Source organism: Marinobacterium rhizophilum DSM 18822, from assembly GCF_000378045.1.
Lineage (GTDB): Bacteria > Pseudomonadota > Gammaproteobacteria > Pseudomonadales > Balneatricaceae > Marinobacterium_A > Marinobacterium_A rhizophilum.
In genome coordinates, this window is sequence record NZ_KB899094.1 from 142,939 (window position 1) to 156,301 (window position 13,363).

Below are 13,363 nucleotides of genomic sequence, written 5' to 3' on the forward strand. Positions count from 1 at the left end.
TTTCCGATACTGGTTGCCACAGGGTGAAGGCCCGGCCAATAACCAGCACAACGAGCGAGGCAACGATGGACACTACCGTTAAGGCGTATCTCGACAACTATCAGGTTTCACAGGCGACGCGGGACTTTCTCGCCAAAACACCCCGCATGTTTATCGGCGGCGACTGGGTCGCAGCCAGTGACGGCGCCGTCAGCGAGGTCATAGAGCCCTCCACCGGCGGACTGCTGACACGGATACCGGAAGGCACCGCTGAGGATCTGGATCGCGCCGTCGCCGCCGCCCGCCATCAGTTCGATGCGGGCGAGTGGAGCCGCCTGAAACCGCTGGAGCGCGAACGGCTGCTGCACCGGCTGGCGGATCTGCTGGAAGCCAATGCCCAGGAGCTGGCCGAAATCGAGTCCATCGACATGGGCAAATCGGTGGTGCAGGCGCTGGAGGTGGATATTCAGGGCACCATCGATACCTTCCGCTACTTCGCCGGCTGGGCCTCCAAGATCTATGGGCGCAGCGTTGAGCCGGCGTCCTTGCCCGGCAGCTACGTGGCCTATACCCGCAAGGAGCCGGTGGGCGTGGTGGCCTCAATCATTCCGTGGAACTTCCCGCTGCAGACGATGGCGTGGAAACTCGGCGCGGCGCTGGCGGTAGGCTGCACGGTGGTGGTCAAACCGGCGGAACTGACGTCGCTGAGCACGCTGCGCTTTGCCGAACTGGTGCAACAGGCCGGCATTCCGGACGGTGTGGTGAACATCGTCACCGGGCGCGGTTCGGTGGTGGGCGCGGCCATGTCCAGCCACCCGGGCATCGACAAGATCACATTCACAGGCTCCACCCCCGTCGGGCGGATCGTCGGGCAGGCTGCGCTGCAGGATATGAAACGCATGACGCTGGAGCTCGGTGGCAAGTCGCCGGTGCTGGTGTTCGAAGATGCCGATATCGAAGCCACGGCGCATGCGGTGGCCCAGGGCATCTTCTTCAATTCCGGACAGGTGTGCGATGCCGGCTCAAGGCTTTATGTGCATGCATCGATCTACGAGCCCTTCCTTGAAGCCCTGACCGAGTACGTTAGTGGCCTGAAGATCGCGCCCGGGCTGGACCCGGACTGCTTTATCAGCCCGCTGGTGTCTGCCAAACAGCAGGATAGCGTGCTCAGCTATATCGAAGCCGGCCGGCAGGAAGGCGCACGGCTGGTGTTCGGCGGCAAAACCCAGGAGGGGGCTGGCTATTTCGTTCAGCCGACGCTCTTTGCGGATTGTCGCAATGACATGAAGGTGGTGAAGGAGGAGATCTTCGGGCCGGTGCTGGTGAGCCAGTCCTTCAGCCGCGAAGAAGACGCCGTGGCGCTGGCCAATGACTCCATTTACGGCCTGGCGGCGGCCATCTACTCCAATGACCTCAACCGCGTGCATCGGCTGATTCCGCAGCTCAAAGCCGGCTCCGTCTATGTCAATGGTCACAGCACCATCGACCCGGCCATGCCGTTCGGCGGCTACAGGCAGTCGGGCTTCGGCCGGGATCTGGGACCTGAGCAGCTCGAAAGCCTGCTGGAAACCAAATCCGTGTGGATCACGCTGAGCTGACAAGGGCATGAGGTCGTTGCTTCGTAGGATGGGTTAGCGACGCACCTGAAACATTTCCAAAGCCAGTTTATTGTTTGGGCGTCGTGTAACCCATCAGCCCCTCGGACTGCCGGATCAATGATGGGTTATGGCGCGCCCGGGACCCTGAAGTGTTCTGGGATCTATGCAATGCGCGCCTAACCCATCCTACGGTTCTGAACATATTGCATCTTTGAGGATAATAAAATGAGTGAAAATGCCTACGAAAAAGGCCGACTGAACCTGCCGTTTGTCGGCTTCTGTACCTTCGGCAAGAACCGCACCTGCGAAGACTGGGACAACATCAAGGCCGACGTGGCCTTTATGGGCGCGCCCTTTGACTGCGGTACCCAGTGGCGCTCCGGTGCGCGCATGGGGCCGCGCGCCATTCGCGAGGCGTCGACGCTGTTCTCGTTTGGCCACGGTGGCGCCTATTCCTACGAAGACGATGTGATGTACCTGGAAGGTGTCGACATTGTCGATATCGGTGATGCCGACATGGTGCATACCAACACCGAGAAGAGCCACGCCAATATCGAATACGGCGTGCGCAAGATGCTCGATGCCGGTGTGCTGCCGGTCGTTGTCGGCGGCGACCATTCGGTGAATGCGCCCTGTATCCGCGCCTTTGAGGGCCGCGGCCCCATCCATATCATTCAGATCGATGCGCACCTGGATTTCGTCGACGAGCGTCACGGGGTGCGCTTCGGCCACGGCAATCCGATTCGCCGTGCATCCGAGCAGGATTTTGTCACCGGCATGACGCAGCTGGGCATCCGCAACGTGTCTTCGTCCAACCGGGCCGATCATAAGGCGGCTGAGGCGGTGGGCTCCACCATCCTGTCGGTGCGCGACGTGCGTCGCCTGGGTGCCCGGGGGGTGCTGGACCTGATTCCAAAGGGCGTGAACTACTACATCACCATCGATATCGATGGTTTCGATCCGTCCATTGCACCGGGCACCGGTACCCCGAGCCATGGTGGCTTCAACTATTACGAGGTGATGGAGATACTGCAGGGCGTGGCGCTGAGCGGCGACGTGGTGGGAATCGACCTGTGCGAAGTGGCGCCGGACTATGACCCGACCGGCTCGACCAGCATTCTCGCCGCCCAGGTACTGATGAACCTGATCGGCTATGTCTTTCATGGCCGCACGCTTCGCAGTCAGTCGGCCTGACACACAAAAAAAGCTGGCGGTTGTACGCCGCCAGCTTGCCGTCTTTCTCTCTATTTTCCTTCCGGAAACTTGCTAACGCGGGTGTTGCTGTGCCCTGTCAGCGGCGATTGAACGCCAGGAATTCGCGTTCCACGATGGTTTCCAGTGCCTGACTGCGGGTCGTTTTCACCAGGTAAACCAGGGTGTCGGCGCGGGTGGGCTCCAGACGGTAGAATCCACCCTGGGACGAGAGTTCCGGGCATGCCCCCAGCACCCTGTAACTGCCCATGGGGGTCAGCACCAGAGTGCGATTGCCGCCATAGGCAAAACCGACCAGCGGGTGCTGGGAGGTGTGTCCGATTTCGTTCGTTTCGTTGTCCCAGGTGTATTCGATCACCCAGAGTTCAAGACTTGGATTGCTGACAACGGCATAGCTGGAATCAATTCCGCTCATGTATGGAATCACCTCAAACGTTTTCTGGATTCGGGCCCACATCGACACACTGAACGACTGCGCGAGGGTGACAGCTCCGCAACCATGCAGTGATCAGGCCGGCAATGGCCCGGGCACCCTTGTTGCGGAACAGCATAACGCAGAATCGCTTTCGATGCCGCTATGAACGCTCATCATCGATGCAATACACCAGAATCATGCTGATTCTGGTTCCGCCGTGGTTGGCTTTCATCGGTAAAACGCAGGGGAATATCGCGGATTGTCAGCTAGCGGGTGTCCGTTAACCGCAGAGGTCGGCGGGCTCGGGTCGAATGCTGGACTGCATCTGCGCAATGGCAATCTGTGCCAGCGGATTCAGCTTGCTGCCATCACTGTGCAGGTAGTCGATGATCTGCTGTTTCATGCTGCGCGCCCAGAACTTCGTCAGGTGAGAAGCAACACGAGCGGCGGCTTCTTCCTGGGTACCGTAGTGGCTGTTGTTGTCGGCGATCTGGTTCGCCATGTGGATCAGGGTATCGAGCTGGTTCATGGGACTCTGTCCTTAACCCGCCGCACGGGCGGTGTTGACCTGATGGGAGTTGTTATCCTGTGGAGTACGGTTGCCGGGATGATAGATCACGTGCCGCCCAGGGCGGGCGAAACCGACCAGCATGAGCCCGGCCAGGCGCGCCTGTTCGATGGCAAGAGCGGTGGGGGCCGACACGGCGACCAGGGCGCCAAAGCCTGCGCTGCAGCTCTTTTGCACCATCTCGTAACTGGCCCGGCTGGATACCAGTGCAAAGCCGCCTTCGCGGGGCAGGTCGGTCTTCATCAGCGCACCAATCAGTTTGTCGAGCGCGTTGTGACGGCCCACGTCTTCCCGTGCCAGCAGGATCTCACCGGCGCTGTTGCACCAGGCCGCCCCGTGGGTGGCGCCTGTCCCTGCCTGCAGCGGCTGGTGCTGCTGCAGGCAGGCAAGGGCATGCTGAATGGCCTGATCCGACAGTACCGGTGCCTGCACCCGGGGTACCGGACGAATCGCCTGTTCGAGGGATTCGGTACCGCAGAGGCCGCAACCGGTACGACCGGTGAGATTGCGACGGTGCTGTTTCAGTAACGTCAGCCGTTCGGCACTGATCTGCATCTGCACGCTGATGCCGTGTTCCTCCTGCAGCACCTCGATGTCGTATAGCTCATCGGGGTGCTGCAGAATGCCTTCAGTCAGGCTGAAACCCAGCGCAAAATCCTCAAGGTCGGTGGGGCTGGTCATCATCACGGCATGGGAAATGCCGTTGAAAACCAGCGCCACCGGCACTTCCAGAGCAATGCAATCTGTGGCTTGCAGCGGGGTGCTGTCGGCCGCACCCGCGTTCGTGCGAATATCCACGCGGGCCTCACAGCTGCCCAGGGGAAGGGTGCCCATCAGCCGGCCCCGTTACCATCTGTGAGAGTAGCGGCGTCACCCTTGAGCAGCTGGTGCTGCAGCTTTTCGAAGGCGCGGAAATTCTGCTGCCATTCGGACGGCTGGCTCACCTTCTCGACCTGCACCGCGGTCACCTTGTACTCGGGGCAGTTGGTGGCCCAGTCGGAGCTGTCGGTGGTGATCACGTTGGCGCCACTGCCGGGGTGATGGAAGGTGGTGTACACCACGCCCGGCAACATGCGCTCGCTGATGCGCGCGCGCAGCACGGTCTGGCCTGCGCGGCTGGAAATGCCAAGCCAGTCGCCGTCCTTGATGCCGCGCAGCTCGGCGTCAGACGGATGCACTTCCAGCACGTCCTCGTCATGCCATACCTGGTTGTCGGTACGGCGGGTCTGGGCGCCTACGTTGTACTGCGACAGAATGCGCCCGGTGGTCAGCAGCAGCGGGAAGCGGCGGTTGGTGCGCTCCTCGGAAGCCACGTACTCGGTGATGGCGAACTGGCCACGGCCGATCGGGAAGTCCTCAACGTGCATGGTCGGCATGCCGTCGGGGTACTGGTCGTTGCAGGGCCACTGGATGCTGCCGAGTTCCTCAAGCTTGTCGTAGCTGACGCCGGTAAAGCTCGGGGTCAGACTGGCGATTTCGTCCATAATTTCGGACGGATGGCCATAGTTCATCGGGTAGCCCAGCGCATTGGCCAGGTCCTGGGTGACTTCCCAGTCTTCCTTGCCGGCCAGGGCGGGCATTACCTTGCGTACACGGTTAATGCGCCGCTCGGCGTTGGTGAAGGTGCCGTTTTTCTCCAGGAAGGAGGAGCCCGGCAGCAGCACATGGGCGAACTTGGCCGTTTCGTTGAGGAAAATATCCTGCACAATCAGGCAGTCCAGCGACTTGAGCGCCGACTCCACGTGGTGCGTGTTGGGGTCGGACTGGGCGATGTCCTCGCCCTGTACGTACAACGCCTTGAAGGTACCGGCGATGGCGGAGTCGAACATGTTGGGAATACGCAGACCCGGCTCGTCGTCGAGTTTGACGCCCCAGACCTGCTCGAAGCGGGCGCGGGCAGTATCGTCGGACACATGCTGGTAGCCCGGCAACTCGTGCGGGAAGGAGCCCATGTCACAGGAACCCTGCACGTTGTTCTGGCCGCGCAGCGGGTTTACACCCACGCCTTCACGGCCGATGTTGCCGGTGGCCAGCGCCAGGTTGGCGATGCCCATGACCATGCTGGAACCCTGGCTGTGCTCGGTGACGCCGAGGCCATAGTAGATAGCACCGTTGGGCGCCGTGGCGTAGGTGCGTGCCGCACGGCGAACCTTGTCGGCCGGTACGCCGGTGATCGCCTCGACATTCTCGGGAGCATGGCGTGCATCGAGGATGAACTCGCGCCATGCCTGGTAGGCCTTGTCATCGCAGCGGTCGGCGATAAAGGCCTTGTCTTCCAGTCCTTCGGTCACGATGACGTGGGCCAGCGCATTGATCATGGCAACGTTGGTGCCCGGGCGCAACGGCAGGTGCTGGGCATCCTTGAGGTGCGGCGTTTTCAGCAGGTCGATTTTGCGCGGATCGACGACAATCAGTTCGGCGCCTTCACGCAGACGCTTGCGCATCAGCGAGCCGAATACCGGGTGGGCGTCGGTGGGGTTGGCACCGATGACGATAATGACGTCGGACTGCATGACCGAATCGAAGGTCTGGGTGCCGGCGGATTCGCCCAGTGTTGCCTTCAGACCAAAGCCCGTTGGCGAGTGGCAGACGCGGGCGCAGGTGTCGGTGTTGTTGTTCTTGAAGCCGGCTCGCACCAGTTTCTGCACCAGGTAGGTTTCCTCGTTGGTGCAGCGCGAGGAGGTGATGCCACCGATGCTTTCGCGGCCGTACTGTGCCTGGACTTCCTTCAGGCGACGGGCTGCAAAGGCGATGGCCTCTTCCCAGCTGACTTCGCGCCAGGGCTGGTCGATGGAATCGCGGATCATCGGGTGCTTGATGCGGTCGCTATGGGTGGCATAGCCAAAGGCGAAGCGACCCTTGACGCAGGAGTGACCGTGGTTCGCATCGCCGCCCTTGTAGGGCACCATGCGGATGACCTGGTCGCCTTTCATTTCTGCCTCGAACGAGCAGCCTACGCCGCAGTAAGCGCAGGTCGTGACGATACTGTGCTCCGGCTGACCGGCGTCGATCACGCTTTTTTCCATCAGCGTTGAGGTCGGGCAGGCCTGTACACAGGCGCCACAGGAGACGCAGTCGGAGTCCATGAAGTCTCCGCCCTGGCCGGCGGCGACCTTGGAGTCGAAGCCGCGTCCCTCGATCGTCAGCGCAAAGGTGCCCTGGACTTCTTCACAGGCGCGTACGCAGCGCGAGCAGACGATGCACTTGCTCGCATCGAAGCTGAAGTAGGGGTTGGAATGGTCTTTCTCGGCGTCCAGGTGGTTTTCGCCGTCGAAGCCGTAACGCACTTCGCGCAGGCCCACGGCGCCTGCCATGTCCTGCAGCTCGCAGTCGCCGTTGGCCGGGCAGGTCAGGCAGTCCAGCGGGTGATCGGAGATGTACAGTTCCATGATATTGCGGCGCAGCTTGGCCAGTTTGCCGTTCTGCGTCGTTACCTTCATGCCGGCTTCGGCCGGGGTGGTGCAGGAGGCGGGCAGACCGCGCCGGCCGTCGATCTGTACGGCGCACAGGCGGCAGGAGCCAAAGGCTTCCAGGTTGTCTGAAGCGCACAGCTTGGGAATGTTGATATCGTGCAGCGCAGCGGCACGCATCACCGAGGTGCCTTCGGGCACAGTCACTTCAACGCCGTCAATCTCGAGGGTGACGAGTGTCTCGGACAGGCTGGCCGGGGTACCATAATCTTTAGTTGGATCAAAATGTTGCAACATAATTCTGGTCTCCGTCCGCTCAGCGCTGCAGATCTTCAGGGAAGTGTTTCATGACGCTCTGTACCGGGAACGGCGTCATGCCGCCCATCGCGCAGAGAGAGCCATCCACCATGGTTTCACACAGATCGGCCAGCAGTTCGAGGTTGGCGTCCGTATTTTCGCCCTCGCGGATGCGGTCGATGACCTCAACGCCGCGGGTCGAGCCAATGCGGCACGGCGTGCATTTGCCGCAGGATTCGACAGTGCAGAACTCCATTGAGAAGCGGGCCTGTTCGCCCATGTCTACAGTATCGTCGAACATCACCACGCCGCCATGGCCTAGCACCGCGCCGACGGCAGCAAAGGACTCATAATCCAGCGGCGTATCCCACTGACTCTCTGGCAGATAAGCGCCCAGCGGACCGCCGACCTGCACCGCGCGCAACGGACGGCCGGAGTATGTGCCGCCGCCAAAGTCTTCCATCAGCTCGCGCAACGTCGCGCCAAAGGCCAGCTCTATCAGGCCGCCCTGTTTGACGTTGCCGGCCAGCTGCATCGGCAGCGTGCCCAGCGAGCGGCCCATGCCGTAACTGGCGTAGGTGTCGCCTCCCTTGTCCATGATGAAGGGTACAGCCGCCAGCGAGAGCACGTTGTTGACCACCGTGGGCTGGCCAAACAGACCGACAATGGCTGGCAGCGGCGGTTTTGCACGCACCAGCCCGCGCTTGCCTTCGAGGCTTTCCAGCAGCGATGTCTCTTCGCCGCAGATGTAGGCACCGGCGCCCAGGCGGACTTCCAGCTCGAACTGCTTGCCACTGCCCAGCAGGTTCTCGCCGAGGTAGCCGGCAGCATAGGCGCGCTTGATGGCCTCGTTCATCAGCCGGTGCGCGACCGGGTATTCGGATCTCAGGTAGATGTAACCCTGGGTTGCACCTACGGCGAGTCCGGCAACGGTCATGCCCTCGATCAGCATGTAGGGGTCGCACTCCATCACCATGCGGTCGGCAAAGGTGCCGGAGTCGCCTTCATCGGCGTTGCAGACAATGTACTTTTGCTCAGCGGGTGCGTTCAGTACCGTCTGCCACTTGATGCCGGTGGGGAAGGCGGCGCCGCCGCGTCCGCGCAGGCCCGAAGCCTTGACTTCATCAATGATCTGCTGGCTGTCCAGCTGCAGCGCTTTTTGCAGCCCGTTGAAACCGTCCAGCGCGAGGTAATCCTCGATGGATACCGGATCAGTAATGCCGGAGCGCGCAAAGGTGAGACGCTGCTGATTTTTCAAAAACGGGATTTCTTCGACCAGGCCCAGCGCGAGCGAATGCTCAGTGCTACCTGCAAACAGGCCGGCTTCTACGAGGCTGGCGACATCTTCGACCTCGACCGGCCCAAAACCGATACGGCCGGCGTCGGTCTGTACTTCCACCAGGGGCTCGAGCCAGAACAGGCCGCGGGAGCCGTTGCGAATAATTTCAACGTCAGCACCACGGGCGTGGGCCAGCTGTGCGAGTTCTGCCGCAACCGCATCGGCACCCATGGCAAGGGCGGTGGTGTCGCAGGGGACAAAAATACGTGTGGTCATTATTTCAGCTCCAGTGCGCGGGTGGTCAGGCGGCTCACCAGGCGATCCAGTTTCTGGGGTGTAACCCGGCCATGTATCTCATCACCGATCCGGACCGAGGGAGCGCAGGCGCAGTTACCCAGGCAATACACCGGTTCAAGCGTGATCTCCCGGTCCGCCGTTGTGCCGTGGTAGTCGATATCCAGGCTGGCCTTGGCGTGGGCCTCCAGAGCGCGTGATCCCATGGACTGGCAGGCTTCGGCGCGGCATATCTGCAACGTGTGGGTGCCGGGCGCGGCGGTACGGAAATGGTGGTAGAAACTGATTACGCCGTGGATTTCAGCCCGGGTTTGATGCAGGGCATCGCCGATCTGGGGAACGGCCTCGGGGGGCACGTAACCAAATTTGTCCTGAATTGCGTGCAGGATAGGTAGCAGTGCGCCGGGCTTGTGTTTCAAGGCGTCAATTTCTGCTTGGATCAACTCGGGGGTCCACTGGGGGAGGCCGCTCATTGCATTCACCTAGGCTCTTATCGTTATATATGCATCTAGGTGCATATTTAGCGATTATGTTTCTATAAATTATGCGGCCAAGTTAGCATTGCTGGGTCCAACACAAAATATGAAATAAAGTTCATATGAAAAAAATACAGATTACACCGGCCTGGTCATTTACCGATGAAGCAGGCAATCGGCTCGATCCCCAGTTGTTTGGATTACTCAGTGCCGTGCACCACAGCGGCAAACTGACCCTGGCGGCGAGCGAATTGGGTATTTCGTATCGCCATGCCTGGAACCTCCTCAACAAGTGGGCGGATTTTTTCGGCGTCGCACTGGTAAATATGCAAAAAGGACGCGGTGCCTGGCTCTCCCCGCTGGGGGAAAAACTGCTCTGGGCCGAGCAGCGCGTTGCCGCGCGTCTGGGGCCGCAGCTGGAGAGTCTGGGATCGGAACTGAATCTGGAGATTCAGCAGCTGCTTGAAGGGGTAAAGCCGGTGCTGAGGCTTCATGCCAGCCATGGTTACGCGGTAGCGCTGTTACCGCGTTTTGCAACGGACGTTCAATTGGATTTGCAGTATTGCAGTCCGCAGGAAGCCCTGGCAGCCCTCAATCGTGGCGCCTGTGACCTGGCCGGTTTTCACGTTCCCACGGCGGCCATCAGCGGACCATTGATGAAGAATTATCGTCGTTTGCTCAAACCTCGCAGTCACCGCATTATCCGTTTCATTACCCGATGCCAGGGGTTGATGATCAAGCCGGATAATCCACACAGCATCAAGGGCCTGGATGACCTGTTGCGCGCCGATGTGCGCTTTATCAACCGGCAGAAGGATTCTGGAACCCGGGCGCTGCTGGATGGCCTTTTGCGTGATGCGGGCTTGTCGGCGCGCAAGATCAAGGGGTATGAACTGGAGGAGTATACTCACTCGGCGGTAGCCGCTTACATCGCCTCAGGTATGGCGGATGCCGGTTTCGGCGTGGAGGCGGCGGCACGGCAGTTCGGGCTGGCATTTGTGCCGCTGGCTACCGAACATTATCTGATGGTCTGTCACAAGCAATCGCTGAACGATCCCAAGGTGCAGCGGCTGATTGACACGATCAAAAGCGATGCATTCAAGGAGGCCGTGAGTACACTGTCGGGCTATTCGCCCAGCCACTGCGGCGAGGTCTGCGGTCTTGATGAGCTGTTCGGCGCCTGATTGCTCGCGCGCCGCTCCGCCGACACATTTGTCGCCCAGAATCAGTTATGCCAGAGCACATCGGCGTTTTCGCTGGCGGCGGCGTGCAGCAGCTGTAGCAGCGGGAAGGCGCGGGTCGACAATGGCACTTGATCCTCTTTTGTCTCATCGTCATCTTCATCGTTTTTGTCGGCGTTCTTTGCCACGTCTGCCGTATCCGTAATGGCCCGCTGCAACGTTGCAAGGGCGGCGGGTACATCGGCGGCCAGAATTGCGCCAGGTACAACGCGACTGTGCCCCATCATCTCGATCAGTTGCATGGCTTGATCGCCAAAAAGGGTAATGTCGGCATAGGCGTCTGAGCTAAAAGTGACCAGCATTTGAATCTCGCATCGTGGCTGTGAATAGGTGTACTGCACGATTCAGCATAGCGCCTGAGACGCGTGCTGTCATGGTGTTAGTCGTGGCTGTTAACGCCAGTTCGCACTGTCATGTGATGGCCGTAAATGTCAATTATTCGACTGTAATTGTTATTGTCGCCGAGCGGCTGACTGACCACACTGTTTGCTAAGTTTTCCAGGCGTATTACAGGGTATTAGCACTGCCACGGTGGTGGTAATACCCGGTAAGCAATAGCGCCCGCTATTATTTTCGGACTGTCGCAAGAGGTTACCAGAATGCCAGAGTACAAAGCCCCGCTGCGTGATATTCGCTTTGCCATGCAGGAACTGCTGGATTTTGAAGGTCATTACAGCAAACTTCCCGGTGCTGAGGATGCCAGCGCGGATATGGTGGACGCCATTCTGGAGGAGGCGGGCAAGTTCGCATCCCAGGTGCTGTCGCCGCTGAATCAATCCGGCGACAAGGGCTGCACTCTGACCGATACCGGTGTTATTGCGCCAGAAGGTTTCAAACAAGCCTACGCGCAATATATCGAAGGCGGCTGGCCATCCCTGGCTCAGGCACCCGAATTCGGCGGTCAGGGGTTGCCCGAGTCGCTGGCCTCGGTCGTGGCGGAAATCAACGGTAGCGCCAACTGGTCCTGGACCATGTATCCGGGTCTGTCCCACGGTGCGATGACGACCCTCATGACCCACGCTACCGATGCGTTGCGGGCGCGCTTTCTGCCGCCATTGGTGGAAGGCCGGTGGACCGGCACCATGTGCCTGACCGAACCCCAGGCCGGCTCGGATCTGGCCCTGTTGCGTACCCGCGCCGAGCCCAGTGAAGATGGCAGTTACCGCATCACCGGTACCAAGATCTTCATTTCCGCGGGTGAGCACGATATGTCGGAGAATATTCTGCATATCGTGCTGGCTCGCCTGCCCGATGCCCCTTCGGGCAACAAGGGCATATCGCTGTTCCTGGTACCACGTCATGAAGTTAATGAGGATGGTAGCCTCGGCGATCCAAACAGCCTGGGCTGCGGATCGCTGGAACACAAGATGGGCATTCACGGCAACGCGACCTGTGTGATGAATTTTGACGGTGCGCGGGGGTTTCTGCTTGGCGAGCCTAATCGGGGGCTGGCGTGCATGTTCACCTTCATGAACAATGCCCGGCTGTTTATTGCCCAGCAGGGTATCTGCCATGCCGAACTGTCGTACCAGGGGGCTTTGAGTTATGCCCGCGAGCGCTTGCAGATGCGGTCCCTGCGCGGTGCAGTTGCGCCGGACAAGAGCGCCGATCCGATTATCGTGCATCCGGATGTGCGTCGCATGCTGCTGACCCAGAAAGCCTTTGCCGAGGGCGGACGGGCCTTCAGTTACCTTTGTGCCCAGCTGGTGGATCTTGCGCATGGTGCAGAAGATCCGGCACAGCGCCAACGCGCCGAGGAGCGTTTAGCCCTGCTGATTCCGATCGCCAAGGGCTTCCTGACCGAAATGGGCGTCGAGGCGGCCAGCCTGGGGATTCAGGTATTGGGCGGGCATGGCTACATTGCCGAGTGGGGCATGGAACAGATCCTGCGCGATGCCCGCATCGCGCCCATCTACGAAGGCACCAATGGCATTCAGGCGCTGGATCTGCTGGGACGCAAGGTCAATGGCAGTCAGGGGGCCTTGCAGCAGGGCTTCGCCGCCGAGGTGCAGGCGTTTATCGACGCCGAGCGCGGCAACGCAGAGCTAGGTGATTTAATCGGTGAGCTGGAGCGACAGTTGCAGCGCTGGAATGCAATCACCGATCGACTGGTGGCGGAAATCGGCCAGGATCCCGCTCAGCTTGGTGGCGCCGCGTTCGACTACCTGATGTATAGCGGTTATACGGTGCTGGGCTATCTCTGGGCCCTGAGTGCGGTGAAGGCACAGCAGGCGCTGGCTGCTGGCAGCAGTGAAGAGGCCTTTTACAAGGCCAAACTGAGTACGGCGCGGTTTTACTTCCGCCGTATTCTGCCGCGCAATGAAGGTCTGGCGGCGACGCTGACGGACAGTATCGATACTCTGCTTGATCTGCCCGAGGATGCCTTCGCTTTCTGATACGCTTTTGCAGGCTTTCCCGCTGCCGCTGTCGCAAGAGAAGCCGCCGTATTCTAATCCGAATGCGGCGGCTTCTTTATGTAAGGCGTTGTCTGACTGCGGTGCGTTATGGCGCATGCCCCGTCTTTGCAACGCCCCTCAAACACTCTGGAAACCCCTGTCTGTTCAAGCGGTTACATAGCTGATTCTGCTTTCATT

Annotated in this window: 11 protein-coding genes; 4 read left to right on the forward strand and 7 right to left on the reverse strand. The window is 60.3% G+C overall.

Going from position 1 to position 13,363, the window contains the following annotated elements; translation table 11 throughout:
* Window positions 1-65: 65 nt before the first annotated feature.
* Together F451_RS0108320 and F451_RS0108325 are read left to right on the forward strand one after the other, a co-directional pair.
* Entirely contained in the window at window positions 66-1,577 is a 1,512-nt protein-coding gene (locus F451_RS0108320) for an aldehyde dehydrogenase family protein (RefSeq protein ID WP_020680901.1), read from the forward strand.
* Between the two features lie 225 nt (window positions 1,578-1,802).
* Complete coding sequence (locus F451_RS0108325; RefSeq protein WP_020680902.1) at window positions 1,803-2,771, forward strand: agmatinase; 969 nt, start codon at window positions 1,803-1,805, stop codon at window positions 2,769-2,771.
* A 97-nt stretch (window positions 2,772-2,868) separates the two neighbouring features.
* Here F451_RS0108325 and F451_RS0108330 read toward each other — a convergent pair whose 3' ends face one another.
* From F451_RS0108330 to F451_RS0108355, 6 genes are all read right to left on the reverse strand, one after another.
* Window positions 2,869-3,204: a hypothetical protein gene (locus F451_RS0108330; protein WP_156826411.1), complete on the reverse strand. Its 336-nt coding sequence runs from the start codon at window positions 3,202-3,204 to the stop codon at window positions 2,869-2,871.
* Window positions 3,205-3,484: 280 nt separating this feature from the next.
* Window positions 3,485-3,733 (reverse strand): formate dehydrogenase subunit delta, encoded by a 249-nt coding sequence (locus F451_RS0108335; protein WP_020680904.1) that lies wholly within the window; start codon window positions 3,731-3,733, stop codon window positions 3,485-3,487.
* Window positions 3,734-3,745: 12 nt separating this feature from the next.
* Window positions 3,746-4,606: a formate dehydrogenase accessory sulfurtransferase FdhD gene (gene fdhD / locus F451_RS0108340; RefSeq protein ID WP_020680905.1), complete on the reverse strand. Its 861-nt coding sequence runs from the start codon at window positions 4,604-4,606 to the stop codon at window positions 3,746-3,748.
* A complete protein-coding gene (fdhF, locus tag F451_RS0108345) occupies window positions 4,606-7,479 on the reverse strand; it encodes a formate dehydrogenase subunit alpha (RefSeq protein WP_020680906.1) in 2,874 nt (957 codons plus the stop codon). The genes fdhD and fdhF overlap by 1 nt, the downstream gene beginning before the upstream one ends.
* Before the next feature lie 19 nt (window positions 7,480-7,498).
* Window positions 7,499-9,034 (reverse strand): formate dehydrogenase beta subunit, encoded by a 1,536-nt coding sequence (locus F451_RS0108350; protein ID WP_020680907.1) that lies wholly within the window; start codon window positions 9,032-9,034, stop codon window positions 7,499-7,501.
* A complete protein-coding gene (locus tag F451_RS0108355) occupies window positions 9,034-9,525 on the reverse strand; it encodes a formate dehydrogenase subunit gamma (RefSeq protein WP_020680908.1) in 492 nt (163 codons plus the stop codon). Before F451_RS0108355 ends, F451_RS0108350 begins: the two co-directional genes overlap by 1 nt.
* Before the next feature lie 125 nt (window positions 9,526-9,650).
* On the opposite strand from F451_RS0108355, the gene F451_RS0108360 reads away from it, so the two are divergent.
* Entirely contained in the window at window positions 9,651-10,712 is a 1,062-nt protein-coding gene (locus F451_RS0108360) for a substrate-binding domain-containing protein (protein ID WP_020680909.1), read from the forward strand.
* A gap of 41 nt (window positions 10,713-10,753) precedes the next feature.
* Here the strand turns inward: F451_RS0108360 and F451_RS0108365 are convergent, their stop codons facing one another.
* Window positions 10,754-11,071, reverse strand: a complete 318-nt coding sequence (locus F451_RS0108365) for a DUF1840 domain-containing protein (protein ID WP_020680910.1) — start codon at window positions 11,069-11,071, stop codon at window positions 10,754-10,756.
* A gap of 297 nt (window positions 11,072-11,368) precedes the next feature.
* On the opposite strand from F451_RS0108365, the gene F451_RS0108370 reads away from it, so the two are divergent.
* Window positions 11,369-13,165 (forward strand): acyl-CoA dehydrogenase C-terminal domain-containing protein, encoded by a 1,797-nt coding sequence (locus F451_RS0108370; protein WP_020680911.1) that lies wholly within the window; start codon window positions 11,369-11,371, stop codon window positions 13,163-13,165.
* Window positions 13,166-13,363: the final 198 nt, after the last annotated feature.

Excerpts from the sequence above, each read along its gene's own strand:
- fdhD (WP_020680905.1), bottom strand. The coding sequence starts at position 4,606 with ATGGGCACCCTTCCCCTGGGCAGCTGTGAGGCCCGCGTGGATATTCGC.
- F451_RS0108355 (WP_020680908.1), bottom strand. The coding sequence starts at position 9,525 with ATGAGCGGCCTCCCCCAGTGGACCCCCGAGTTGATCCAAGCAGAAATT.
- fdhF (WP_020680906.1), bottom strand. The coding sequence starts at position 7,479 with ATGTTGCAACATTTTGATCCAACTAAAGATTATGGTACCCCGGCCAGC.
- F451_RS0108370 (WP_020680911.1), top strand. The coding sequence starts at position 11,369 with ATGCCAGAGTACAAAGCCCCGCTGCGTGATATTCGCTTTGCCATGCAG.
- F451_RS0108320 (WP_020680901.1), top strand. The coding sequence starts at position 66 with ATGGACACTACCGTTAAGGCGTATCTCGACAACTATCAGGTTTCACAG.
- F451_RS0108360 (WP_020680909.1), top strand. The coding sequence starts at position 9,651 with ATGAAAAAAATACAGATTACACCGGCCTGGTCATTTACCGATGAAGCA.
- F451_RS0108330 (WP_156826411.1), bottom strand. The coding sequence starts at position 3,204 with ATGAGCGGAATTGATTCCAGCTATGCCGTTGTCAGCAATCCAAGTCTT.
- F451_RS0108335 (WP_020680904.1), bottom strand. The coding sequence starts at position 3,733 with ATGAACCAGCTCGATACCCTGATCCACATGGCGAACCAGATCGCCGAC.
- F451_RS0108350 (WP_020680907.1), bottom strand. The coding sequence starts at position 9,034 with ATGACCACACGTATTTTTGTCCCCTGCGACACCACCGCCCTTGCCATG.
- F451_RS0108365 (WP_020680910.1), bottom strand. The coding sequence starts at position 11,071 with ATGCTGGTCACTTTTAGCTCAGACGCCTATGCCGACATTACCCTTTTT.
- F451_RS0108325 (WP_020680902.1), top strand. The coding sequence starts at position 1,803 with ATGAGTGAAAATGCCTACGAAAAAGGCCGACTGAACCTGCCGTTTGTC.